Below are 23,791 nucleotides of genomic sequence, written 5' to 3' on the forward strand. Positions count from 1 at the left end.
AAGGAGCGAAGTCGCTCCGCTAGGTCTTCGCCTTGGCGGGCACGCATGACGAGTCCAGCGTGTCCAGCCGGTCGGACTGCTGGGCGGGCTGGCGTGGCGACCGCGTGGTGGTGGGCGTACTGGTAGCCGCACTGGTAGGGGATGGGGTCGCGACCTTGCCCGCGCGGGCGATGGCTATCTTCACCGCCCTGCGGATGCGCGGGTAGTTGGGATAGGCCGGGTTGTACGCGGGTGGTACGAAGTTCACCTTGGCCACCTTGGCGCCCTTGACCTGCTGAGCGAGCGGCACCAGGTCCTGCAGCAGATCGCGCGGGATGTCGGTGAGGAAGGTCTGCTTGGCGGCCTTGGCCAACGCGTTGAACTTCAAGAGCACGTTGCCCGGGTTGAGCTGCTTGAGCATGGCGCTCATCACGCACTGCTGGCGGAGCATGCGGGTGTGGTTGTCGGCGCCGGCGCAGGTGCTGCCCGGATGGTCGCGGGCCCTGCCGTACCAGAGGGCCTCGTTGCCATCGAGAGTACGGGTGCCGGCCTTGACCACGCCGCCGTCGGAGCGGCCCACGCCGTAGCAGACGTCCCGCTCGACGTTGATGGTGACGCCGCCGAGGGCGTCGATCAGGTGTGCCACGCCCCACATGTTGACGAGCATGTAGTAGTCGATCTTGAGGCCCAGGATCTGGCCGAGCGTGCCCTTGACGGCCTCCGGGGCGCGGTCGGCGGAGCGGCCGACGACCTCGGGATGCATGTCGGCGTACGCCCAGACCCCGTTGAGCAGGTCGGCCGAACCGCGGCCCTGGCCCGGCGGCAACGAGAAGTTCTTCGGCGGCGGGAACCGCTTGGCCAGCGCGGATCCCGGCGGGAACGGCGCGTTCTCCAACTCGCGCGGCAGCGCCAGGACCACGGAGTTGCCGGTGTGGACATCGATGCTGACCACGTTGATGCTGTCGGTACGGATGCTCACGCCCTTGCGGGAGGCGGCGCCGTCCCCGCCCAGCAGCGCGATGTTGAGCCGATCGCGTCCCCGCCACGGATCCTTGTGATCGATCGGCTTGGACGGTGAGGACTTGAAGACGCTGCCGATCGCGTCGTCAGAGGTACGAGCGGTCGTGGCGGCCAGCCCGAAAGGCAGCGCCACGGTCACCGACAGCACGCCCGCGACCGTGGCCGTACCGAGCTGTCCCCACTTGCCGAGCCTGGCGGGTCGCAGCACGATGTACGAGCTGATCACGACCCCGGCCCAGGCCAGCCCGCCGACCACGCACAGGACGGTGATCACGGCCAGCCAGGTCGGATCGAGCAACAGGCCGGCCAGCGCGTTACGGTTGATCAGCGCGATCACGGCACCGATCAGCAGCACGCCGAAGGTGCCCATCATGATCATGCCGGTACGCTTACGGCCCGCCAGAAAGTGCGCGACGCCCGGAACGACGACCGACGCGAGCGTCCAGCCGATCACGGATGGAGCAGTCCACCTGCGCATCCAACCTCCCCCATAGGCAACATATGCCTCATTGCGTAGGGAATTTAGCAACTCACCACGCTTGGGGTGACCTAGACGGAGGTTCCCTGGGTTCCCTGGCAAGCGAACGGCCACGGGCACAACCCGTGGCCGGGACGCTCTAGCTTCCCTATTTTCCGCGTTTGCCGTACAGGCCGACCGTCAGCGAGACGCCCAGCGCGGCCAGGGCGACCTGGATGCCGAGCTCGATCCAGTCGATCCCGCGGGTGTCGGCCACGCCGAGCGCGGCGGCGAAGGCGGTGCCGACGAGCGCCGCGACGACGCCGATCACGATGGTCAGCCAGATGGGGATGCGCTGGCGTCCGGGGATGACGAGCCGTCCCAGAGCACCGATGGCGATGCCGATGATGAGGCCGGAGATGATGCCGGTGACTTCCATACTGAGACTCCCGATTGGTCGGCAACCTATCCGGGCAACGAACCGCCTCCTAGAGAGGGTTCCTCAGGCGGGAGGAAGACCTTAAGAGAGTCGTAAGTCGGCTCTGCGAGGCTACAGGCACATCGAAAACCGGTCCTTACCAGGAGGAACATCATGAGGACGATCGCCGCAAGCCTCTTCATCTCTCTCGACGGCGTCGTTGAGGAGCCGGCGGAGTGGCATTTCCCGTACTTCAACGACGAGATGGGCGCGGCTGTGGGTGGCCAGATGGCCGACACGCTGCTGCTGGGCCGCAAGACCTATGACAGCTTCGCCGGAGCGTGGCCGGAGCGGGAGGCGGAGGGCGGCGAAGACGCCGGCTTCGCCAAGACGCTGGGCGAGGCGCGGAAGATCGTGGTGTCGCGCCAGCCGTTGGAGTTCACCTGGCGCAACTCCGAGCTGCTTCAGGGCGATCTGGTGGAGGCCGTGACCGCGCTGAAGAACGAGCAGGGTGGCCGGATCGCGGTGAGCGGCTCGGTCTCGGTGGTCCGGCAGTTGTTGCAGGCGGGGCTGCTGGACGAGCTGCATCTGCTGGTGCATCCGATCGCGGTTCGTAAGGGCGAGCGGTTGTTCGACGAGGGGGACACGACGGTCCCGCTGGAGCTGGTCAAATCCGAGACGTTCGCAACTGGGGTGCTGTATCTGGTCTACCGGCCCGCCAAGGCCGCCGCCGACGCCTCCTACGACGACGCCAAGACGCACCTGCCCCAGGACGAGCAGTAGAGGCCGACAGCGGCCTCCCGGCCGGTTCGCCGCCGCCGTGTCACTGGGTCTGTCGGGGGGAGCGGATCAGTAGGGTGGCCAGGACTTCGTCTGGGCCGACAGCGCAATAGATGTGTGGGACGTCGGCCTGCCAGGAGATGTGCTCACCCGGGGCGGCCAGCAGGGGGACGTCGGCCGGGCCGGCGCGCAGCACGCCCGCGTAGACCGTTACGTGTTCGGTCACGCCGGGGGCGTGGGGTGGCGAGTGTTGTACGACGCCGGGGCGGACGCGCATGCGCAGCAACTCGAACGTCGCGGTCGGTTCCTCGAAGACCTCCAGCAGCGTGGCCGTCACGGCGGCCCCGGGCACGTGGACGGCCTCCGCGGGCGGTGCGCCGGGCTCCAGAACCAGGGCCGTCAACGGTACGCCCAAGGCTCCCGCCACCGCGTAGAGCGTCTCCAGCGTTGGGTTGCGGGTGCCCAGTTCCAGACCGGACAGGGTGGCCTTGCCGATGCCGGCGCTGCGGGCCAGCGCCGACAGGGAGATGCCGCGGGCCTCCCGCAATCGCCGCAACCGGCTCCCGATTTCCGTGTCACGGCCGTCCACCCGGCAATCCTTGCATTCCTCTGCCGGACTTGTCCCACTCTGGCCACGTGGCTATGGTTCGTTCCGTAAACGGAACGATGGAGCGGGTGGTGGGCGTGCGGGTGCAGGCCGTCGTGGCGGGGCTGGTCAGTGCGGTGGTGGGTTACGCCAGTTCGTTCACCGTCGTGCTCGCCGGACTGCGTGCCGTCGGGGCGACGCCGGGGCAGGCCGCGTCCGGGCTGCTCGCCCTGTGCTGCGGCATCGGGGCGGTGGCGGTCGTCCTTGGGCTGCGGTACCGCATGCCGATCAGCATCGCCTGGTCCACCCCCGGCGCGGCGCTGCTGGTGGCGACCGGTCCCGTGCCCGGCGGCTTCCCGGCCGCGGTCGGCGCGTTCATCGTCTGCGCCGGGCTCATCGTCCTCGCCGGCCTGTCGCCATGGCTGGCCCGGGCGATCGCCGCCATCCCGCGTCCGATCGCCGGTGCCATGCTGGCGGGCGTCATCCTCAGCCTGTGCACCGCACCGGTCCGCGCCATCGTCGACATCCCACTGCTGGCCGTGCCCGTCGTCCTGACCTGGGCGGTGTTACAGCGGTACCTGCGGCAGTGGGCCGTTCCGGGCGCGCTCGTCGTGGCGGTCATCGCCATCGCGGTGCACGGGCCCGGCGACGGCCTGTCCGGCGCGTCGCTGCGGCCCGTGGTCGAGTTGACCACCCCGACGCTGAACCTGTCCGTAGTGGTGAGCATCGCCATCCCGCTGTTCCTCGTCACCATGGCCGCGCAGAACGTCCCCGGTATGGCGGTCATGGCGACATACGGGTACGAGCCGCCCGTGCGCCCGGTCCTCGTCGCGACCGGCCTGGCGAGCGCGGCGGCGGCACCGTTCGGTGGCCACGCCATCAATCTGGCCGCGATCACCGCGGCGCTGACCGCCGGCCCGGACACCCACCCTGACCCCGGCCGCCGGTGGATCGCGACGGTGGCCCTCGGCGCCGGGCAGCTGACGCTCGGCCTCGGCGCCGGCCTGGCCATGGCTCTGGTGCTACTGTCCCCACCCGTGCTGGTCATCGCGGTGGCCGGCCTCGCGTTGCTGCCGGCGCTCGGCTCGTCGCTGGCCGGCGCGGTGACCGAGCCGGAGGGACGGGAGGCCGCGGTGGTCACTTTCGTGGTCACCGCATCGGGGATGACGATCCTGGGCATCGGCGCGGCGTTCTGGGGCTTGGTCGCGGGCGGCCTGACCGCACTCCTCCTGCACAGGCGACCACCGCCGTCATCTACTCCGGAAACCGGGGCGGAACGTCCCGTGGGCCAGGTGCCTCAGCCGTCATAGTGGTACGGGAAGATCACGAACGCTCTCGGCGATTGATCCGGCCTCGCCCCTCAGAACCACATCGTGGGCCCGTCAGCTGACGGATCCAGTCCGGTGAGCGGATCGGCCAGCCTGCCGGTCAGGTCGGCGATCACCAGCTCGGTGAGGGTGCCGGGGAAGGTGTGCCGGTCGAATTCGACGTCCCAGATCATCGTCCACCGGTCGGGATCTGGTTCGCTGGTGTCCCACCAGATGGTGTCGCGGCTTTCGGTGTTCGCGCACCACAGCAGCCCTTCTGGCGCGGGATGCACGGGCATCGCCTCGCCTTCGCTCCAGTCGAGATATTCGGCTTGCTCTTCGTGCTGCTCCTGGAGATCTTCCGGCTGCCCGATCGTGATGCCGTTGATGCCAATCGTCCCGTACATCTCGAACAACCGTTTGTAGTCGCTCGGCAGCCGCAACCCGAGCGACCGCTCGATCGTCGGCCAGTCGTAGGTGTGGCAACCGGTCCGCGGCTCCCCGATGATCGTCGCCAACTGCGCCAGCGTGTCTCGCGGCCCCTCCTCCACAGTCGTGGCCGAAGCGGCGGGGTCGATGCCCGGCGGGTACAGCACGCGCGGACGCGGCACCGCCGACACCGACAGCACGGGCAGGTCCAGCCGCCCGTCCAGCCACCGGTCGAGGAACCCCGACGCGCCGTACGGCAGCCGCTGCCATCCCAGGCCGTCGGCGTCCAGCAGCACCACCGGCCACTCATCCGGCTCGCCGCTGACCGGAAGCCACCAGCACGTCTCACCTCCGTCGAACACCCCCCACAATCGCAACCCGGCCGGCTCAGGCGCGATCGGCGACGGGACCACCCGCTCGCCCGCCGCCCGCCGCGAACGCAACCGCTCGCTCACCACGGCCTCCGCATCCACGTCGAAGCCCTTCGGCGCCCCCGGAGCAAGCAGTCGCAGTACGCCGGCCAGCCTCCCCACGCCGTACTCGCCGACAAGCGCGGCATAGTCCTCGGGCACGCCCGTGGCCTCGACCGTCGCCGCCGGGCTGACGACCTCGAGGGCGAGCGGCACTCCCGGGAAGGAGACACTCTCCGGCACGTCCTCAAGTACGAGCGGGGCGAAGTCCCAGGCGTACGGAGGCGACACCGCGGGCAGGGCCTCTCCCAGATCCAGACTGCCGCTCACTCGCGCGGCGAGCACCTCCGTCATGGGTGCGTCCACCAGCCGCCACGTCTCATTCGGCCAATGCTGGGTGAAGATGCTGGTCGGCCAGTCGTTCGGGTCGGTGGAGACCGAGGTGTCCCAGAAGTAGTACTCGCTTCCGCGCGACTCACCCCACACCAGGAGCCCGCCCGGTTCGGGATGAAAGGCGTACGGGTGAGCCGGCGGGTCGGCGGCACGGATGGCGCGTTGCAGCCCATGCCGCTGGTCGAGCTGTCGGTAAGAGCCGCCGCGGCCGGAGTGATGGGGCACCACGACCCAGATCCACTCCCCGACCAGCACAGGTCCGTACCTCTCGGTGAACTCTTTGTAGTCGTCGGGAAGCCGGAGACCGAGCCACTGTTCAACGCCGGGCCAGTCGACGGGAAAGGCGGCAGGGGGCGGCGGGCCGATGACGGCGGCCAGGGCGGCAAGATCCATGCCTGGATTGTGCTGCATTGCACCCGGCCGCTGTTTCGCTGAGATCGCCTCTGATCAGACGCACGTCACACCCGGCTTCCTGTCACGGATAGCCCGGGCTATCCGGTCAATCGTGTGTAGCGCCTCGACTCGTCGCCGAGGCCCCTTTCCCTCCGCTTCGGTGCTGCGACCTGAAGGAGAAGACACATGTCCCAGCCTCTCCCGTTCGTCATCGATCCGACCGGTGCCGACCGGAATGCTGAATACCAGGCTCTGCGGGCTCGTGGCGCGGCCACCTCCGTGGACATCCTCGGCCTGCGCGCCTGGGCAGTCACCGACCCTGTCCTGCTCAAGACTCTGTTCACCAGCCCAGATGTCTCCAAGAACGGCCGCGCTCACTACCCGGCCTTTCAGCAGACGATCAGCACGTGGCCGCTCGCCCTGTGGATCGAGGTGCAGAGCATGCTCACCGCATACGGCGCCGACCACCGCAGGTTACGGCGGATGGTCGCCCCCGCCTTCAGCGCGCGTCGCATCGCCGAACTCAAGCCGATCATCCGATCCCTGGTCACGGAGTTGATCGACGACCTGGCCGCGGTGCCCCCCGGCCAGGTGGTGGACCTGCGCGGGCGACTGGCCTACCCGCTGCCCATCGCCGTGATCGGCCACCTGATGGGCGTACCTGAAGACCAGCGCGACGATTTCCGGCAGCTCGTCGACAACGTCTTCGACAGCACGCTCACGCCTGCGCAGGCCCAGGCCAACACCGCACTTCTCTTTGAGACCATCGACCAGTTGATCGCCACCAAGCGCGGCGACCCCGGCGACGACATGACCTCCCTGCTCATCGCGGCACGCGACGAGGAGTCGGACGGCATCGGCTTCACCGACGTCGAACTGCGCGACACGATGATTCTCATGATCAGCGCCGGGTACGAAACGACCGTCAACGTCATCGACCAGGCCGTGTTCGCGATGCTGACGTCCCCCGACCAGCTCCACCTCGTTCGTACCGGCCAGGCCACCTGGGAGGACGTGATAGAGGAAACCCTTCGCGCCGAGCCCGCCATCAAGTACTTGCCGCTGCGCTTCGCCGTGAGCGACATCAAGCTGCCCGACGGACAGGTCGTCGCCGCGGGTGACCCTATCCTCGCCGCGTATGGGGCCGCCAACCGTCACCCGGACTGGCACGGGCCGGACGCCGACACCTTCGATGTCACCCGCAAAGTGAAGGACCACCTGGCGTTCGGCTACGGCGTGCACTTCTGCCTCGGCGCTCCTCTGGCTCGCCTCGAAGTCGCGGAAGCCCTGAGTCAGCTCTTCGAGCGTTTCCCCGCGATGTCACTCGCGGTACCGGCCGCCGCATTGCGGCCGATACCCACCCTCATCAGCAACGGTCACCAGGAGCTCCCCGTGCACCTGCGCGTCGTCGAGTAGCGCGGCCGGCAGGTGCACTGTTCGGGACGTTGCGGGTTGTCCGGGCTGGTGAGGCGTTCTCGGAGCCTGGCGGGGACGTGATCCACTACCAGGACGGCAACCACCTCGCCGAGGAGGAGTAGGCGTTCGTGGTGATCATGTTCTGCGCGCCCGGGCAGCCGATGCTGATCCCGGTCAGCGCGGAGGAGTTGGAAGCTCGGCGAGACCGCCGGGCGCCGCAGTCATGACCAAGGACTGCGCGTTCCTGTTCACCAGCGCACGTTGAAAGCGGAGAAGGCGGGAACCGGGTTCGGTTCCCGCCTTCAGCGTTGCCGGAAGGTCATTCGACCAGCTGGCCGGAAACTCCGCCGCTGAAGACCCGTGGCCCGTGTCGCCACTCATACATCGCTAATGTCTCAGATAGGATTTGGCGCCCAAGGCAGTACATATCGGTAAACCCCCAGCGAAGGTGGCACCGTGACAGAGACCACGCCGCTGCGGGGACGGCATCGCGAGTTGGCGGAGCTGGACGCGCTGGTGGGCCGTGCCCGCGCCGGTCACAGCGGCGCTCTGGTCGTCTCCGGTGAGGCCGGCGTCGGCAAGACCGCGCTCTTGGACCACATGGTGACGCGTGTGACGACCGATGCCCGGGTCGAGCGCATCGTCGCGTCGGAGTCCGAGATGGAGCTGGCCTACGCCGGCCTACAGCAGTTGTGCGGGCACATGATGAGCTCGGCCGGGCGCCTTCCTGCCCCGCAGCGCGAGGCGATCGAGGCGGCGTTCGGCCTGCGTCAGGCCTCCGCGCCCAGCCCGTTCCTCGTCGGGCTCGCACTGCTCGGGTTGCTCACCGAGGCCGCGGGTGACCGGGCGCTGCTCTGCGTCGTCGACGACGCGCAATGGCTCGACGAGGCGTCGGCACGCGCTGTCGCGTTCGCCGCCCGGCGTCTCGACGTCGAGGGGATCGTCATCGTGCTCGCCATGCGTACGGTCGACGAGGTGTTCGCCGGTCTTCGGCAGATGGTCGTCGAAGGGGTGGGCCACGACGATGCGCGTGAGCTCCTGCGCCTCTCGGCCCCCGGCGGCCTCGACCGGCGGGTGCGCGACCAGCTGATCGTGGAGGCGCGCGGCAACCCGCTGGCGCTGCGGGAGCTGCCCCGGTCGCTGAGCCCGGCCGAGATCGCCGGCGGGTTCGCTCTCATCGGCGCGATGCCGTTGGAGAGCCGCATCGAGCAGAGCCTGGTCGCGCAGCTCGAGCCGCTGCCCGAGTCGGCGCGCCTCCTGCTGCTGCTCGCGGCTGCGGACCCGACTGGCGACCCCGAGCTACTGTGGCGGGCGAGTGCGGCGCTGGGATTGGGCCCAGAGGACTTCGACGCCGCCAAGGACGCCGATGCGCTCGTCGTCGGCACACGCGTCGGCTTTCGCCATCCGCTCGTACGGTCGGCGGTCTACCGGTCTGCGTCGCCGCAGAACCGGCGGCGCGTCCACGCCGCGCTGGCCGACGTCACCAGCGTCGATCACGACCCGGATCGCCGGGCATGGCATCGCGCCAGCGCGACGCTGCACCCGGATGAACAGGTCGCCGCCGATCTCGAGCGGTCCGCGGTACGTGCGCGCACCCGCGGCGGCGCGGCCGCCGCAGGTGCGTTCCTGGAGCGGGCGGCCGAGCTGACGCCCGAGCCGGCCCGCCGCGGGCAGCGGCTGATCGCGGCCGCCGTCGCCAAGCACGAGGCGGGCGCGCCCGCAGCCGCCCTGCACCTGCTCGACACTGCCCGCGACCATCCCCTCACCGCGTTGCAACAGGCGCTCGTCGCCCGCCTGCGCGCTCGCGCCGGATACGCGCTGCGCCGCGACAGCAGCGGTGCGCAGCTCCTCCTCGCCGCAGCGCAGGGCCTCGAAGGGCTCGACCCGGTGCTCGCCCGCGACACCTACATCGAGGCGCTGTCGGCCGCGATCTACGGCGGCCGGCTCGGTGACGCCGAGCAGGTGGCCGCCGTCTCGAACGCGATCCTGGAGGCGACCGCCGGCGAGGAGTCCGACCGTGCGCGGGACCTGATCCTGCGCGGCCAGGCGCTGCTCGCCGCCAAAGGGCAGGAGGCCGCGCTCGAGACCCTGCGCCGGGCGCAGCGCGCGTTTCTCGAGCAGGCCCCGGACTCTCTCGAACTGCACTGGATGTGGTTCGCCTCCCGTGCCGCGCAGGACCTCTGGGACGCCCGTGGGCTCCGCGCGCTCGCCGATCGGCAGGTCGAGCTCGCCCGCGCCGAAGGCGTCGTGACGGTGCTGCCGATCGCCCTGAGCCTGCTGATGGTGGCGCAGACGGTCGACGGCGAGCTGGGCGCGGCCGAGGCCTCCTGCGACGAGATCGACGCCATCAAGGACGTCACCGGCCACCCGCTGCCGCAGTACGGGCGGTTCTTCCTCGCGGCCTACCGAGGGCAGGCCGACGAGGCGGAGCGCCTGGCGGAGCAGATCCGACCCGACGCGCTCGCGCGGGGCGAGGGGTACGGGCTGAGCGCGGTCAACTTCGGGGAGGCCATCCTCTACAACGGCCTGGGGCGGTTCGCCGAGGGGGTGACCTCCGGTCGCCGTGAGCTGCCCTACACTCACGAGCTGAGCCACGCGATGCGCACGCTGCTCGAACTCGTGGAGGCGGCCACACACACCGGCGAGCGGACGCTCGCCGAGGAGGCGTTCGAGAAACTGGCGAGCGTCACGCGGCCGGTGGGGACCAACTGGGCCTTGGCCGTGCTGACCATGGCAGAGGCGCAGTTGCGCGCGGGCAACGAGGCCCAGGCCCTGTACCAGAATGCGATCGAGCGCTTCGAGCGCGAGCGGATTCCGATCATGGTGGGGCGCTGCCGCTTGCTGTACGGGGAGGAGCTGAGCCGCCAGGGCAGGCACGACGATGCGCGCGAGCAGCTCCGGGCCGCGTACGAGGTGTTGTCGGGCATCGGCTTGAACGGCTTCGCCGAGCGCGCCGCGCGCGAGCTGAGGGCGAACGGCGAGACCTTGCGCGTGCGCGCGCACGGGTCGGCGGCGCAGCTCACCGACCAGGAGCTCAATGTGGCGCGCCTCGCGCGCGAAGGGCTCACCAACCGGGACATCGGCGCCCGGCTGTTCATCAGCGCGCGCACCGCCGAGTACCACCTGCGCAAGGTCTTCATGAAGCTCGGCATCAGGGGGCGCGCCGAGCTGAAGGCCGCGCTCGCCGAGCTCGATCAGGCGGCGACGATCGCCAAAAGCCCCGGAGAAGGACCGGGCTTCGGCACCCGGTGATGCTCGCGGCAGCCCGCCCGCTCATCGGGACTCCGGTGGCACGTAGTCGAAGGTAGGGCCGGCCACAGTGCCGTCCTCGTCGGGCATCCCCATCAGGGCCAGTGCCTGGGCCTTGAGCGCGTACATGGTGCCGGTGGCGACCGAGAGTAGTTTCGGGTCGCCGTTGAAAGCCTGCTCCAGCTGGTTCAACAGGGTGCAGTAGGTGCTGTTGAACTCGTCCTGGGCCTTGCGGATGGTGCTGCCCGGGTCGGCTGGCTGTGGGTTGTGTCGCATGGGGCGGACGGTGGCGAGGTTCATGGAGAATGTTTCGCCGGTGGGGCCGGATTGTGGGGTGTCGCCGCGCTGGTAGCGCTGGCCGAGTTTGAGTTCCTGGAAGCGGTAGTAGTGGGCGACCTCGTCCCGATCGGGGTGGAAGATGTCCTGGTCGCCGTCCCAGACTTCGCCGCGGGCGGTGCCCTCGCCTTGTTCGACGATCTCTTCCAGTGCTCCCAATGCCGATTTCAGATCCTTCACCGCGAACAGCGATCCCGCGGTGTGGCGGAAGTGGCTGCCGGTCACCTGGCGGGCGGGGTCGCCGCAGAAGACTTCCTGCTCGCCGAGTTGCCGGCACAGGTGGCGTAGTCCTTGTTCGATGGCGTCGTAGAACTGGCCGATGGTCTGGTAGTGGTCGTCTTGTGCGGGGGCGTCGGGTGGTGCGGGTTGTTCCAGGCGTAGGAACATCTCCAGGGCTTGTGGGCCGAAGGGGAGGAGTGACAGTTCCAGGTCGCTGTGGGGCAGTTTCCGGGGGTGGGGCGGGAGCATCCCTGGTGTGTCGAGGCGGGGTTGGCCGCCGACGGCGTTGAGGAGGTTGGCGGTCAGTGCCAGATGCAGCATCTCTTCGGCGAAGACGCTGCCCAGCACCTCGGTTGCCTCGGGGTTGTGTTCGGGGTCGAGGGAGTACAGCGCGCACAGGTACGGCGGCAGTGTCGCGTGTTCCAGCTCGATCGCCCACTGCAGGTGCTCACGCAGACTGTCGAGCGTGTCGATCCGTGCAGACCCGGGAACAGCGGCAGTCCCCTGCGGTTCCAGATTCGTCATCAGAGTCCTACCTTCATTGTCGGAAGGGGTGTTTCGCGCAGCGTGATCGCCGGCAGACGAGCCGGTGCCGTAGGGGTCTCATCGGCGCGGCAGCCGGCCCATGGGGCCGCCGGATCAGGCGGATTGGTGGCGCTGCCAGTGCTCTTCGAGGGCGGCGGCGACCTGCGCCGGCCTCTGGAGCACCGGCCAGTGGTTGCAGTCGAGCTTGATCACGTTTTCCGCCCGGATGGCCCGGCCCAGTTCGTCGGCGAACTCGACCTGACAGGCGGGGTCGCGTGCACCCCAGAACACGAGGCTGGGCGCGGTCATTTTCGCCAGCTCGGGTTCCCACTCGCTGCCCATCCGCACCGCGGAGCGGTAGAGCATGAGAATGCTGTCCTGATCCCCTCCGGGCGGCCGATCAGCCAGTGGGCGTACTCCTCCTTGGTGCTGCCGAAGCCGTCCGGACGTGGAGCGCCGAAGCCCGGCAGGTCCCAGGCCTCCACGTCGCTACGCGTCAGGTGCCGGCGGACGCCCGCCCAGACACGGTGGGTGTCGGGGACGCCGTGGATGAGGATCGCGGGCACGGGAGTGTCACTCCTGCGCCTGGTCGGCGGCGTCGAGGATGGTCGCGGTCACGGCGTCGGGCTGCGAGGCGGCGACCGCGTGGGAGGCGCCGTCGACCTCGCGGGTTCCGCGGGAACCGGCGCGTTCGGCCATGAAGCGCAGCGCCGCGGCCGGGATGTTGAGGTCACGCTCGCCGTGGACGAACCAGGACGGGGTGGTACGCCAGGCGGGCTCCTTCGCCGTCAGGGCGTCGGTCAAGGCCCGCTCGGTCACCGGCCGCTGGGTCGCGGCCATCAAGGCGGCCTCACCGGCGTCGAGGTCGGCGCAGAACTGGTGGTGGAACTTGTCCCCGGCGATGCGGAACTCGTTGCCGCCGGAGGCCACCGGGTAGGCCTCCAGCGCGCTGCCGAGGGTGCTGCCCTCGAACTTGCCGGACAGCAGGAACGCGTTCTCGCCGGGTTCGGGGGCGAAGGCGGCGACGTAGACCAGGGCGCGCACGGCCGGGTTGCCGGCCGCCGCCTGGGTGATCACCATGCCGCCGTAGGAGTGGCCGACCAGGACGACCGGGCGTCCGATGCCGGCGATCACGTCACGCACGTAGGTGGCGTCGCCCTCGACACCGCGCAGCGGGTTGGCCACGGCGACGGCGGTGCGCTGATTGCCGTGCAGGCGCTGGATGACGCGGTTCCAGCTGGCCGATTCGGCGAAGGCGCCGTGGACCAGGACGATGACGGGCTGCTCGCTCATGAGTGCGCCCTTCCGGTGTTCAGGGCGGCCTTGAGGACCTCGATGGCTTGGGCGGTGGCGGCGCGCGCCGCGCGGGTGTCGCGAACCGGATTGAGCATCATGAAGTCGTGCAGCGTGCCGTTGTAGCGGACGCTGGTGGTCGGCACTCCGGCCGCGGTCAGCTTGCGCGCGTAGGCTTCGCCCTCGTCGCGCAGCACGTCGTTCTCGTCGACGATGACGAACGCGGGCGGCAGCCCGGCCAGGTCGTCGAGGGTGGTGCGCAGGGGTGAGGCGGTGATCTCGGCGCGCTGGTCCGGGTCGGTGGTGTAGGCGTCCCAGAACCACGCCATGGCCTTGGCGGTCAGGTACGGGCCGTCGGCGAACTCGCGATAGCTGTCGGTGTCCTGGGCGGCATCCGTGACCGGGTAGTAAAGCGACTGCTGCACGAAGGTGACGTCGCCGCGCTGCTTGGCCATGATGGTCAGCGCGGCGGTCATGTTGCCGCCGACCGAATCGCCGGCCACCGCCAGCCGGGAAGCGTCCAGGCCCTCGTCCGCACCGTTCCGGGTGATCCACTGGGCGGTGGCGTACGCCTGCTCGATCGCCACCGGGTAACGGGCTTCGGGGGAGCGGTCATACTCGACGAACACCACCGCCGCGCCCGTCCCGACGGCCAGCTCTCGTACGAGCCGGTCATGGGTGCCGGCGTTGCCGAGGATCCAGCCGCCGCCGTGGACGTACAGGACAGTGGGTAACACAGCCGTCGTCCCGGCGGGCTTGACGATCCGGACTCGCACGTCGCCGACCTCGGCCGGCACGGTGATCCACTTCTCGTCCACGTCCGGCTTGGTGACCGGGGCGGCCTGGAGGTCGTCGAGCACCTTGCGGGCGCCGTCGGGGCCCAGCTCGTACAGGAAGGGGGGCTTGGAGGTCGCTTCGGCGAGCTCCTGCGCCGCAGGCTCCAGGACGTTGTCGTTCATGCGGAATTCTCCGTTTCTATGTCGTTTTTCCGTACGGAACTTGCGGGTCTCGGCGCGTCGTCCGCGCGGGCCTTCGGAAGGTGGGCGGTTCGGAGTGATTCGCCCACTTAGACCGGACAGCCCCTGGATTCGTGACAGCGGGGGCGTGCGCTACGGCTGAGGTCCCGGTGGCGCCGCCGTGGACCTGACCGAACGACGAGGCTGGGTACCTACCACCAGCCCCTAGTGGCCCGGGCCAGGGTACCGACCAGGCTCTCCCCAGGGCGCGATGGAGGGGTTCAAGAAACGACCGTGAGCACAGCGGCATCGCCGGATGCTGGGGTGCGAACGGAGTCGAGATCGTGACCATGAACCTGTTGGAGTCGCGCGGAGATCACCCGGAGCAGACCGACGACCAGGCGTTCAGAAGATGGGAAGGAGCCGTTTCGGCGTTCGTCAGTGCCGCGCCCCGGCTCTTGGCGATCGGTCTGCGCGTCCTGCAAGACGTGGGCGAGGCCGAGGACGTGGTACAGGAGACGTGGCTGCGATGGGCCCGCGCCGACCGCTCGGTCGTCATCAGCCCGCCCGCATTCCTCGCGCTGACCACCACCAGGCTCGCCCTCAACGTCGCCCAGTCCGCCCGCAAGCGCCACGAGACCTCCGCCGGTCCCTGGCTTCCCGAGACGGCGGACCGCTCTGTCAGCCCCGAGACGGCGGCCGAACGACGCGAGGCGGTCGACACCGCGATCCGGCTGCTGCTGGAGAGACTGACCCCCGCCGAACGGGCGGCTTATCTCCTGCGCATAGCCTTCGACTACCCCTATCGCCGGATCTCCGAGATCCTCCACCTGGGCGAAGACCACGCGCGGCAACTCGTGCGGCGCGGCCGCGACCACCTCGCCGGCGAGCGATGCCACCCGGTGAGCGCCGCCGCGCACCTGCGCCTCGTACGGACGTTCCTCGCCGCCGCGCAGACCGGTGACCTCGCCGAGCTGGAAGAACTGCTCGCCGCCGACGTCGCCCCCCAGGTGGTCGGGCCGTCATCTCCGTGTCACTCGCCTACTGAGTCTGGTCGGTCGGGCGGATGAGGATCTCGTTGACCGCGACGTGCTCCGGCTGGTTGATCGCGTACACGACGGCATTGGCGATGTCGTCGGGCTGCAGGGTTCGCATTGAGGCGGCTATGTTCTGCGCGGCGGCCTGCATCATGGGGTGCGTGATGTGGTCGACCAGTTCGGTGGCGACGAAGCCGGGCTCGACGACCACGACACGCACTCCCTGGGTGGTGACCTCCTGCCGCAACGCCTCGGAGAAGGCGTTGATGCCGAACTTGGTCGCGGCGTAGGCGCCGTTGCCGGCCGACGCGATCCGGCCCGAGGTCGAGGAGACCTGCACGACGGCGCCCTTGCGCTCCAGTAGGTGCGGCAGCGCCGCGTGGACCATGTACATCGACCCGAGCAGGTTGGTGTCGATCATGCGCGTCCATTCCGTGGTGTCCGCACCCGCGATCGGACCGGCGAGCATCACCCCGGCGTTGTTCACCAGGATGTCCAGGGCGCCGAAGTGCTCGACGGTCTTGGCGACCGCGGCCCGCACCGACTCTGGGTCGGCCACGTCCAGATCGAGGGCCAGCATCTCGCCGGGCGCCTTGCCCACCAGAGCCTCCAGCCGGTCGGCGCGCCGGGCCCCGACCGCGACACGGGCCCCCTCCGCTGATAAGGCCAGCGCAGTAGCCTCGCCGATGCCCGACGACGCTCCAGTGACCAGGACGACCTTTCCATTCAACGTGTTGCTCATGATGTGTTTCCTTCATCTGTTCGGGCCGGGATTTCCTCCCGGAAGTCGATCTTTCGGTGGGTGCCGTCGCACAGCGGTTTGTTGCCGGAATGGCCGCAGCGGCACAGCGTCATCCTGTTGCGGGTCTCCACTGGCTGGCCGTCGGCCCGCAGGACCGGGACCTTGCCGGTGACCCACAGCGCGCTGGCCAGCTCGTCCTCTTCTTCCAGGACCGAGATGGCCTGCGGGAGGTCGGGCTCGATCGGGTCGCCGCCGCGTTCGAGGGTGTAGCTGTAGGAGCCGGAGGGGCAATGGTCGATGCGGCCCATGACGTTCGAGCGCACGTCGCTGTCGCCGGTGTCGGCGAGCATTTCGGCGATCGGCCTGGTGCGGCCGATACAGAAGGCGGCGTGGATGCACAACTCGCCCACCCGTTGCGCCGAGATGCCCGCACCGTCGTGCACGTGCTGCAATTCCTCGTACGGACGCATGACCGGGCTCTCCGTGCCGACAAAACCGACCACGGCGTGGGTCCCGTCGCAGAACGGCTTGGCGCCCGAGTGGCCGCAGCGGCACAGCGCGTAGGTGTCCTCGGTCGCTATGGCGTCGGCGGTCTTCCAGGTCAGCGCGTTGTTCTCGGAGGAGACGATCTTGCGTTTGCGCCGGAGTGGGATGCCTCCGTACACGACGTACGGGCCGTCGCGCAGGACGACGATTCGCCGCTGGTCGCCGACACTCCACCGGCGGCGTTCGGGCGCCACGTACTCGAAGGTGAGGCCGGCCGTGGTGCCCTCGCCGTCGGGCATACCCATCAGGGCCAGTGCCTGGGCCTTGAGCGCGTACATGGTGCCGGTGGCGACCGAGAGTAGTTTCGGGTTGCCGTTGAAGGCCTGCTCCAGCAGATGCAGGATCGCGCAGTAGGTGTGGTTGAACTCGTCCTGGGCCTTGCGGATGGTGCTGCCCGGGTCGGCTGGCTGTGGGTTGTGTCGCATGGGGCGGACGGTGGCGAGGTTCATGGAGAATGTTTCGCCGGTGGGGCCGGATTGTGGGGTGTCGCCGCGCTGGTAGCGCCGGCCGAGTTTGAGTTCCTGGAAGCGGTAGTAGTGGGCGACCTCGTCCCGATCGGGGTGGAAGATGTCCTGGTCGCCGTCCCAGACTTCGCCGCGGGCGGTGCCCTCGCCTTGTTCGACGATCTCTTCCAGTGCTCCCAATGCCGATTTCAGATCCTTCACCGCGAACAGCGATCCCGCGGTGTGGCGGAAGTGGCTGCCGGTCACTTGGCGGGCGGGGTCGCCGCAGAAGACTTCCTGCTCGCCAAGTTGCCGGCACAGGTGGCGTAGTCCTTGTTCGATGGCGTCGTAGAACTGGCCGATGGTCTGGTAGTGGTCGTCTTGTGCGGGGGCGTCGGGTGGTGCGGGTTGTTCCAGGCGTAGGAACATCTCCAGGGCTTGTGGGCCGAAGGGGAGGAGTGACAGTTCCAGGTCGCTGTGGGGTAGTTTCCGGGGGTGGGGCGGGAGCATCCCTGGTGTGTCGAGGCGGGGTTGGCCGCCGACGGCGTTGAGGAGGTTGGCGGTCAGTGCCAGATGCAGCATCTCCTCGGCGAAGACGCTGCCCAGCACCTCGGTTGCCTCGGGGTTGCGTTCTGGGTCGAGGGAGTACAGCGCGCACAGGTACGGCGGCAGTGTCGCGTGTTCCAGCTCGATCGCCCACTGCAGGTGCTCACGCAGACTGTCGAGCGTGTCGATCCGCGTCTCACGCGGCATGATCGCCTGACCCTGAGCCGTCCTCCAGCACCTCCACCGCGTCGAGCAGACCCCGCAGGCCGATCTCCTCGCGTTCGACATCCGTCGGATCAAACAGCCACTCGGTGACCGACAAGCTTACGGCTTCCTCCGGATGACTGGACTCGGCCAGGATCACTTCCGCCTCGATCTCGATTTCGAGCTCGTGTAGAGAGTCGTCCTCGCCGCTCGGAGCGCTCATCATTCCTCCATACGTGGTTCGAGTGAATGTCCGGCTGACCGCATGGATCAGTTGCGCGCTCTCGTACACCTCGGCCGGCCAGGCCGGTGCGGCCGGACTCGCGCTGCCACGGCAGGTGACGGTTGTGCCGCGCCGCTCGTGCGCCTGGGGCTACTTTCCGGTCGCGTTCTGGCCGAGCCAGTCGCGGTAGCGGATCGTGCCGAGGGTGGCGCCGTCACCCGGAACGAGCGACCGCTCGCTCAACTCGCTGCCGAAGTAGCGCGCGTGCGGGTCGGTGACCACCTCGCGCGAGTCGCCCCAGGCGGCCAGCGCCTGGCGGAAGAACTCGTCCATCCCGAACTGATCGGGTCCGGCGATCTCGATTCTGCCGTTCAGCGGCGATCCGACCGCGGTCCGGCCGACCGCCTGTGCCACATCGTCACCCGCGATCGGCTGGAAGAGCACGGGCGCCATGTGCACCTTGCCATCCACCGTGCCCTCGTCGGCGATGCCGCGGGCGAACTCGAAGAACTGGGTCGAGTGCACGAGCGAGAACGGGATCCCTGACTTCTCGATCAGCTGCTCCTGAGCGATCTTCGCCGCGAAGTAGCCGTTGTCCGGCATCCGCTCCGTGCCCACGATCGACACCGCGACGTGGTGCCCCACACCCGCCGCCGCCTCCGCCGCGAGCAGGTTGCCCGTGGAGGTCTCGAAGAACTTCAGCACCGCCGCCCGCTCGAACGACGGCGAGTTCGACACGTCGATCACCACCTGCGCACCCAGCAGCACCTCGGCCAGTCCCTCGCCGGTCAGCGTGTTGACGCCGGTGTTCGGCGACGCCGCCACCGCCTCGTGACCATGCTCGCCCAGCTTCGTCACCAGCTTCGACCCGATCAGGCCCGTCCCGCCGACTACCACGATCTTCATCGCGATCCCTTCGTCCACCGGGCCACCCGTTGCCACCCGGTCGCCAGCTAAGACCGGACAGACTCCAGGCTTGTGACAGCCGCCGCGAAATTTCTTTCCGGCCGCTGATGACGTCATCGACAACGACCAAGATCTGCGCTGAAACCGCTGACTGACCGGTCATGCGACGGCTTGCGCGTGATCGGGAGCGCGGCGCCCCGGGTGAGTCCGGGCGGCCGCGGAGTGCGGCCGCCCAGCCGTCCCCTCACGAGGGCAGCGTGATCGGCAAACGATGAATGTCGGAGTCAGCGTGGCCCTTGGCCGGCACACGAGAAGTTCTTGGCCTGGCCGACATCACCGTGGCCTCTGTACTTCGGCCACAGCGGGTATTCGCACAAGGGCCGTGTGCGGTTCTTTGTGGCGGGGTTGGCGTCGGTCGCCACGGGATTGGCCGGCGGGTTGTTCCGGCTCCTCCAGTCGTCCAGGGCTGTGAGAGAGTCCCAGGCCAGGTCGAAGCGTCCGCTCCCGTGGGCGTAGCCAGGCTGGACGTAGTAGCGCACGAAGCGGCGGATCGATGGGCCGTAGCGTTCGGCCATCCGTTCGTAGTAGGCGTTGGTCAACGCTTCTGGGACCGCCATGTCAGTGGTGCCCTGGACGATGATGAGCTTGCCGCCGTGGTCCGCGAAACGGTCGATGTCGGGGTTCGTCGCGTTGAGAAGCCCGGACAGCTCCTTGATCGGCTTCTCGTACTGTCGATAGTCGAAATTCGCCAGGGGCCCGTCGGCGTCCTGCTCGATGAAGTAACGGATCACCGGTCCGAAGAGTGCGTGGTAGCCGGTGGCTTCACCATTTCCCGCGCTGTCGAGCATCAGGGGGGCGAGGTCGGCGCCCCGCAAGACGGGATAGGGGCCTATCCCGGCGACTCCGTTCGCCAGTGGGAACGCGAACGTGTAGCGAGAGGCCGCTGTCCGCAGGGTTTGGATCTGAGTCTCGGACAGACAGGTGTCCGAGCTGTCGGTTCCAGCGGGGCAGCGTAGCGACTCGACGGAGAAAGCATCGTCGCAGCCCCGGACATTGGAGATCACTCCGTCGACGGCACCGTCGAGGTTGTCGCACGTGCCGTACACGGCGTTGGCGACCAGCTGCTGCTTGGCGGGGTTGAGATAGCCGCCGGGACGGCTGTATGCCTGTTGCCATATGTGGTGCCAGCTGAGCACCATCGCCTGGTTCTCAATGGCCGGGTAGTAGGCGATGATCCCATCGTAATCCGCACCGTATCGCTGGGCGGCGACGAGTGCCTCGTGTCCTCCCTTGGAGGCTCCCACGTAATACTGTTTGCTGGGCCGCTCACCGTAGTACCTCTTCACGAGGTCGATGACAGCATCACGGGTGCGTTTGACGCTCTGTCCGGACCAATTGGCGAGCGCCTCCTTGTTCAAAGCAAAGGATCCGGTGGGGCCAGTGCCCACGGCGGTGCCTCCGTCGCTCCCGAACGTGGCGTAGCCACGGTTGATCGGCGGCTCTCCGTGCGCCGGATCGGTATTGACGAAACCGGGTGCCACGTCGAGTCCGGTGATGACGACTCCGTTGAAGCCGCTGCCGCCGAACTGCACCGACTTCCTGTTCCAAGAGGTCGGCAGATTGACCTGGAAGTTGATGTCGGGTGCTTTGGTATCAAAGCTGTGCACCCTGCCCCGGGCCAGGCAGAACTCGGGCCGGCCGCCGGCCGGGTCGGCGCTGTTGAGCGTCGCGGAGTCGACCTCGCCACCGCGGGTGGGCAGGCCGATGTCCGTGGCGTCCAAGCGCAGCCTGGTGAGCGACGGGCACCTGGCCGCGGCGCCCGACACGGTCGCCCGCGCCGGGTCGGCGATCGGGGCGGCGACGGCCGGGGAGGGGCCTTGAAGCATTCCGAGGCATGTCGCGGTCAGCGTGGTGATGGTGGTCGCGAGGATGTGTCTCTTCATCTGTCCTCCGGCGGAGTACGACTCCGCTTCCTGCCGATGATCGTGAGCACCCAAATGTATTCATGGCGAGCAGAGCGGCTACGGCGCAGGCGCCGAGGATCGCGGGAGGCGGTTCGTGCGAGTCGGCCAATCATCGCCACTGACCTGGTCGAACGTAGTCACGTGTACTTCATGGCAGCTCGGTCGTCGAAACCCCGAGTCCGGGAACTTGGCCTGGCGCGTTCTTGGGTGTATGCAGAGTCGTGCAATTGGGGCAAAAAGCGGGGGACTGTGCACCAACGTAAGCGGGGCGTCGGACATAGCGTCGGGTTGCTCGGGCGTGGGTCGGAGTGTGCTCTCCTCGATCAGCTGATCGCGGCCGTCCGCATGGGAGAGAGCCGCGTGCTCCTGGTCCACGGCGCGCCAGGAGTCGGAAAATCGGCGCTGCTGGAGTACACGGAGAACTCGGCGACCGGCATGCGGGTGCTGCGTGCGGTCGGCGTCGAGTCCGAGATGGAATTGGCTTTCGCCACATTGCATCAGTTATGTGCGCCGCTGCTGGATCGGCTGGAGAACCTTCCCGCGCCGCAGCGCCACGCGCTCGAGACGGTGTTCGGGATGCGAGGGGGTACGCCGCCCGAACGCTTCATGGTCGGGCTGGCGGTACTGAGTCTGCTGTCGGACGCTTCGGAGAGGGGTCCCCTGCTCTGCGTGGTCGACGACGCGCAGTGGATGGACCGAGCCTCGGCGCAGGTCCTCGGGTTTGTCGCCCGGCGACTGCTGGCGGAGTCGGTCGCCCTCGTCTTCGGATCTCGCCAGCGGGTTCAGGACCTGCTCGGACTACCGGAACTGGAGGTCACCGGGCTGACGGCCGCGGACGCGCACGCCCTGCTGAACTCGGTGACGCACGTCCGGATCGATCAGCACATCCGCGATCGGTTCGTGGCCGAGACCAGAGGCAACCCGCTCGCCTTACTGGAGCTACCGCGTGAGCTGGCCCTGACCCAGATGGCGGGCGGATTCGGCCTCCTGGACGCCGACACGCTGCCGGGCCGGATCGAGCAGAGCTTCCTGGCCCGAATCCAAGACTTACCTGAGCAGACCCAGTTGCTCCTGCTCATCGCCGCCGCCGAGCCGGTCGGTGACCCCTCGCTGGTGTGGCGTGCCGCCGAACGGCTCGGCATCACGCCGGCGACGGCCCTGGCGAGTGGGACGGACGGGCTGCTGTCGTTCGACGTACGGGTGATCTTCCGTCACCCGCTCGTGCGGTCGGCCGTGTACGGGTCGGCGAAGGCGAGGGATCGCCGTGCGGTCCATCTCGCGTTGGCGGAGGTCACCGACGCGCAGGTCGACCCGGACCGCCGTGCCTGGCACCTCGCGTCCGCGACGGCAGTACCCGATGAGAGCGTAGCCGCCGAACTACAACAATCCGCCGGCCGTGCGCAGGCGCGCGGTGGGCTGGCCGCCGCGGCGGCGTTCCTGCAGCGATCCGTGGCATTGACCATCGACCCCTCGCGGCGCGCCGAACGCGCCCTGGCGGCCGCGGACGCCAGCCTTCGGGCGGGCGACATCGAAGCCGCGCGCCGATTCGCCGACATCGCCGACCGGGATGCCCAGAGCGAGTTCCAACGCGTACGAGCTCACCTGGCACGCGGTCACATCACGTTCGCGGCCGGCTTCAACAACGAGGCGCCGCTGATGTTGCTGACAGCCGCGCAGCGGCTGGAGCCCTTCGACATGGACCTGGCGCGGGAGACGTATCTCATCGCCTGGAGTGCCGCGTCATTCGGTGCCGCAAACCGGGACAGCCTCATGGCCATCTCTCGGGCAGTGAAGGAACTCCCCACTCCCGAAGGTAGTCCGCGTGCCCTCGACCTCGTGCTCGAGGGCTACGCGCTGCTCATCACCGACGGCCGGAGCGCCGCGCTTCCCACGTTGCGAAGGGCGCAGATCGCGTTCACGGACTATCCCGTACAGGACCTCCTGAAATGGGGCTGGGCGGCCTTTGGCGTGAGCCCGCTCCTCTGGGAAGACCGGATCATGCCCGAGGCGCCGGCCAGGGCGCTCGAGGAGGTGCGCACGGCCGGTGCCCTGTCCGAGATTCCCCTGTACCTCCACTCGTTGGGGATACCGATCTTGTTGAGCGGCGAATTGACCGCCGCAGCCGCGCTCGCCGCCCAATCCGAAGCCGTCGCCGATGCGACGGGCGTACCCATGACGCAGCACACCCAGCTCCTGCTGACGGCAATGCAGGGCAAGGAAGCCGAGGCCTCGGCACTGATCGCCGCCACGATCGAGGAGGCCGGTGCCAGCGGTCAGTTGAACGGCGTCGCGTCCGCCCACTGGGCGGCCGCGGTCCTTTACAACGGCCTCGCCCGCTATGGGCAAGCGCTGCCGGCGGCCCAGGCCACCACCCGGAGCGCCAACCTGATCGTCTCCCAATGGGCCCTGCCCGAGCTCGTCGAGGCGGCGGCGCGCGTGGGAGACGACACGGCCGCCCGTGGGGCGCTCGAAGGTCTGGCGGACGCGGCAGAACCGTGTGACACGGACTGGGCACAGGGAATCCTGGCTCGCTGCCGCGCGCTGCTGAGCGACGCCGCCGCCGCGGGCGACCTCTACCGCGAGGCGATCGAGCGGTTGGGCCGGACGATCCTGCGCCCCGAACTGGCGCGCGCTCACCTGCTGTACGGCGAGTGGTTGCGCCGAGACCGTCAGCGGGTCGAGGCGCGGGCTCACCTGCGTACCGCGTACGAGATGTTCATGTCGATCGGGATGGAGGCGTTCGCCGAGCGTGCCCGCCGCGAACTTCTCGCCACGGGCGAGACCGTCCGCAAGCGCAAGAACGAGACCTCGGCGAGTGGCGAGTTGACGGCGCAGGAGAAACAGATCGCCCTGCTCGTGCGGGACGGCCTTTCCAACCTGGAGATCGGGGCTCGACTCTTCCTGAGCCCGCGTACGGTCGAGTGGCACCTCCGCAAGATCTTCACCAAGCTCGGGATCGGCTCGCGGAGGCAGCTTGGCGACGTCCTGTCTCGCGGCGAGCATCCCTGACCGAA

Annotated in this window: 19 protein-coding genes; 6 read left to right on the forward strand and 13 right to left on the reverse strand. The window is 68.8% G+C overall.

Annotated features, from left to right (window positions below; all coding sequences use genetic code 11):
- Positions 1-19 precede the first annotated feature (19 nt).
- Positions 20-1,477, reverse strand: a complete 1,458-nt coding sequence (locus tag AB0L53_RS42290; RefSeq protein ID WP_364007052.1) for an LCP family protein — start codon at positions 1,475-1,477, stop codon at positions 20-22.
- 148 nt (positions 1,478-1,625) lie between these two features.
- Positions 1,626-1,895 (reverse strand): GlsB/YeaQ/YmgE family stress response membrane protein, encoded by a 270-nt coding sequence (locus AB0L53_RS42295; protein WP_364007055.1) that lies wholly within the window; start codon positions 1,893-1,895, stop codon positions 1,626-1,628.
- Positions 1,896-2,048: 153 nt separating this feature from the next.
- Between AB0L53_RS42295 and AB0L53_RS42300 the strand changes: the two genes are divergently transcribed.
- Entirely contained in the window at positions 2,049-2,657 is a 609-nt protein-coding gene (locus AB0L53_RS42300) for a dihydrofolate reductase family protein (protein ID WP_364007058.1), read from the forward strand.
- 40 nt (positions 2,658-2,697) lie between these two features.
- On the opposite strand, the gene AB0L53_RS42305 is transcribed toward AB0L53_RS42300, so the two are convergent.
- Positions 2,698-3,243, reverse strand: coding sequence for an XRE family transcriptional regulator (locus AB0L53_RS42305; protein WP_364007061.1), 546 nt, complete (start codon positions 3,241-3,243; stop codon positions 2,698-2,700).
- 53 nt (positions 3,244-3,296) lie between these two features.
- On the opposite strand from AB0L53_RS42305, the gene AB0L53_RS42310 reads away from it, so the two are divergent.
- Positions 3,297-4,550, forward strand: coding sequence for a benzoate/H(+) symporter BenE family transporter (locus tag AB0L53_RS42310; protein WP_364007064.1), 1,254 nt, complete (start codon positions 3,297-3,299; stop codon positions 4,548-4,550).
- Positions 4,551-4,600: 50 nt separating this feature from the next.
- Here AB0L53_RS42310 and AB0L53_RS42315 read toward each other — a convergent pair whose 3' ends face one another.
- Complete coding sequence (locus AB0L53_RS42315) at positions 4,601-6,172, reverse strand: hypothetical protein (RefSeq protein WP_364007067.1); 1,572 nt, start codon at positions 6,170-6,172, stop codon at positions 4,601-4,603.
- Positions 6,173-6,358: 186 nt separating this feature from the next.
- Here AB0L53_RS42315 and AB0L53_RS42320 point away from each other — a divergent pair, with 186 nt between their 5' ends.
- The gene (locus AB0L53_RS42320) at positions 6,359-7,588 is read left to right on the forward strand and encodes a cytochrome P450 (RefSeq protein ID WP_364007070.1); all 1,230 of its coding nucleotides are present in this window, start codon (positions 6,359-6,361) and stop codon (positions 7,586-7,588) included.
- Between the two features lie 456 nt (positions 7,589-8,044).
- Positions 8,045-10,840: an AAA family ATPase gene (locus AB0L53_RS42325; RefSeq protein WP_364007073.1), complete on the forward strand. Its 2,796-nt coding sequence runs from the start codon at positions 8,045-8,047 to the stop codon at positions 10,838-10,840.
- Between the two features lie 21 nt (positions 10,841-10,861).
- On the opposite strand, the gene AB0L53_RS42330 is transcribed toward AB0L53_RS42325, so the two are convergent.
- The 4 genes from AB0L53_RS42330 to AB0L53_RS42345 all read right to left on the reverse strand — a co-directional run bounded on the left by AB0L53_RS42330 (position 10,862) and on the right by AB0L53_RS42345 (position 14,169).
- Positions 10,862-11,917: a ferritin-like protein gene (locus tag AB0L53_RS42330; RefSeq protein ID WP_364007076.1), complete on the reverse strand. Its 1,056-nt coding sequence runs from the start codon at positions 11,915-11,917 to the stop codon at positions 10,862-10,864.
- Between the two features lie 114 nt (positions 11,918-12,031).
- Positions 12,032-12,283 (reverse strand): alpha/beta hydrolase, encoded by a 252-nt coding sequence (locus AB0L53_RS42335; protein ID WP_364007078.1) that lies wholly within the window; start codon positions 12,281-12,283, stop codon positions 12,032-12,034.
- Positions 12,284-12,490: 207 nt separating this feature from the next.
- Positions 12,491-13,210 carry an alpha/beta hydrolase gene (locus AB0L53_RS42340; protein WP_364007081.1) on the reverse strand — a complete coding sequence of 240 codons (720 nt, stop codon included), beginning with the start codon at positions 13,208-13,210 and terminating at the stop codon, positions 12,491-12,493.
- Positions 13,207-14,169, reverse strand: a complete 963-nt coding sequence (locus tag AB0L53_RS42345) for an alpha/beta hydrolase (protein WP_364007084.1) — start codon at positions 14,167-14,169, stop codon at positions 13,207-13,209. Before AB0L53_RS42345 ends, AB0L53_RS42340 begins: the two co-directional genes overlap by 4 nt.
- A gap of 347 nt (positions 14,170-14,516) precedes the next feature.
- Here AB0L53_RS42345 and AB0L53_RS42350 point away from each other — a divergent pair, with 347 nt between their 5' ends.
- Positions 14,517-15,236, forward strand: a complete 720-nt coding sequence (locus AB0L53_RS42350; protein ID WP_364007269.1) for a sigma factor-like helix-turn-helix DNA-binding protein — start codon at positions 14,517-14,519, stop codon at positions 15,234-15,236.
- Here AB0L53_RS42350 and AB0L53_RS42355 read toward each other — a convergent pair.
- From AB0L53_RS42355 to AB0L53_RS42375, 5 genes are all read right to left on the reverse strand, one after another.
- Entirely contained in the window at positions 15,208-15,945 is a 738-nt protein-coding gene (locus AB0L53_RS42355; protein WP_364007087.1) for an SDR family NAD(P)-dependent oxidoreductase, read from the reverse strand. The genes AB0L53_RS42350 and AB0L53_RS42355 overlap by 29 nt on opposite strands.
- Positions 15,942-17,687: a ferritin-like domain-containing protein gene (locus AB0L53_RS42360; protein ID WP_364007090.1), complete on the reverse strand. Its 1,746-nt coding sequence runs from the start codon at positions 17,685-17,687 to the stop codon at positions 15,942-15,944. The genes AB0L53_RS42355 and AB0L53_RS42360 overlap by 4 nt, the downstream gene beginning before the upstream one ends.
- Entirely contained in the window at positions 17,677-17,910 is a 234-nt protein-coding gene (locus AB0L53_RS42365; protein WP_364007093.1) for a hypothetical protein, read from the reverse strand. Before AB0L53_RS42365 ends, AB0L53_RS42360 begins: the two co-directional genes overlap by 11 nt.
- Before the next feature lie 147 nt (positions 17,911-18,057).
- A complete protein-coding gene (locus AB0L53_RS42370) occupies positions 18,058-18,813 on the reverse strand; it encodes an SDR family oxidoreductase (RefSeq protein ID WP_364007095.1) in 756 nt (251 codons plus the stop codon).
- Positions 18,814-19,097: 284 nt separating this feature from the next.
- On the reverse strand, positions 19,098-20,756 hold the full coding sequence (locus AB0L53_RS42375; protein WP_364007097.1) for a tannase/feruloyl esterase family alpha/beta hydrolase: 1,659 nt from the start codon (positions 20,754-20,756) through the stop codon (positions 19,098-19,100).
- 270 nt (positions 20,757-21,026) lie between these two features.
- On the opposite strand from AB0L53_RS42375, the gene AB0L53_RS42380 reads away from it, so the two are divergent.
- The gene (locus AB0L53_RS42380) at positions 21,027-23,786 is read left to right on the forward strand and encodes an AAA family ATPase (RefSeq protein ID WP_364007100.1); all 2,760 of its coding nucleotides are present in this window, start codon (positions 21,027-21,029) and stop codon (positions 23,784-23,786) included.
- Positions 23,787-23,791 lie beyond the last annotated feature (5 nt).

Origin of the sequence: Nonomuraea sp. NPDC052129, assembly GCF_040680095.1 — a bacterium.
Classification (GTDB): domain Bacteria; phylum Actinomycetota; class Actinomycetes; order Streptosporangiales; family Streptosporangiaceae; genus Nonomuraea.

Coding starts and splice junctions, on each gene's coding strand:
- AB0L53_RS42300 (WP_364007058.1), top strand. CDS start 2,049: ATGAGGACGATCGCCGCAAGCCTCTTCATCTCTCTCGACGGCGTCGTT.
- AB0L53_RS42310 (WP_364007064.1), top strand. CDS start 3,297: ATGGTTCGTTCCGTAAACGGAACGATGGAGCGGGTGGTGGGCGTGCGG.
- AB0L53_RS42330 (WP_364007076.1), bottom strand. CDS start 11,917: ATGACGAATCTGGAACCGCAGGGGACTGCCGCTGTTCCCGGGTCTGCA.
- AB0L53_RS42290 (WP_364007052.1), bottom strand. CDS start 1,477: ATGCGCAGGTGGACTGCTCCATCCGTGATCGGCTGGACGCTCGCGTCG.
- AB0L53_RS42295 (WP_364007055.1), bottom strand. CDS start 1,895: ATGGAAGTCACCGGCATCATCTCCGGCCTCATCATCGGCATCGCCATC.
- AB0L53_RS42350 (WP_364007269.1), top strand. CDS start 14,517: ATGAACCTGTTGGAGTCGCGCGGAGATCACCCGGAGCAGACCGACGAC.
- AB0L53_RS42315 (WP_364007067.1), bottom strand. CDS start 6,172: ATGGATCTTGCCGCCCTGGCCGCCGTCATCGGCCCGCCGCCCCCTGCC.
- AB0L53_RS42375 (WP_364007097.1), bottom strand. CDS start 20,756: ATGAAGAGACACATCCTCGCGACCACCATCACCACGCTGACCGCGACA.
- AB0L53_RS42360 (WP_364007090.1), bottom strand. CDS start 17,687: ATGCCGCGTGAGACGCGGATCGACACGCTCGACAGTCTGCGTGAGCAC.
- AB0L53_RS42340 (WP_364007081.1), bottom strand. CDS start 13,210: ATGAGCGAGCAGCCCGTCATCGTCCTGGTCCACGGCGCCTTCGCCGAA.
- AB0L53_RS42320 (WP_364007070.1), top strand. CDS start 6,359: ATGTCCCAGCCTCTCCCGTTCGTCATCGATCCGACCGGTGCCGACCGG.
- AB0L53_RS42370 (WP_364007095.1), bottom strand. CDS start 18,813: ATGAAGATCGTGGTAGTCGGCGGGACGGGCCTGATCGGGTCGAAGCTG.
- AB0L53_RS42345 (WP_364007084.1), bottom strand. CDS start 14,169: ATGAACGACAACGTCCTGGAGCCTGCGGCGCAGGAGCTCGCCGAAGCG.
- AB0L53_RS42365 (WP_364007093.1), bottom strand. CDS start 17,910: ATGATGAGCGCTCCGAGCGGCGAGGACGACTCTCTACACGAGCTCGAA.
- AB0L53_RS42335 (WP_364007078.1), bottom strand. CDS start 12,283: ATGCTCTACCGCTCCGCGGTGCGGATGGGCAGCGAGTGGGAACCCGAG.
- AB0L53_RS42355 (WP_364007087.1), bottom strand. CDS start 15,945: ATGAGCAACACGTTGAATGGAAAGGTCGTCCTGGTCACTGGAGCGTCG.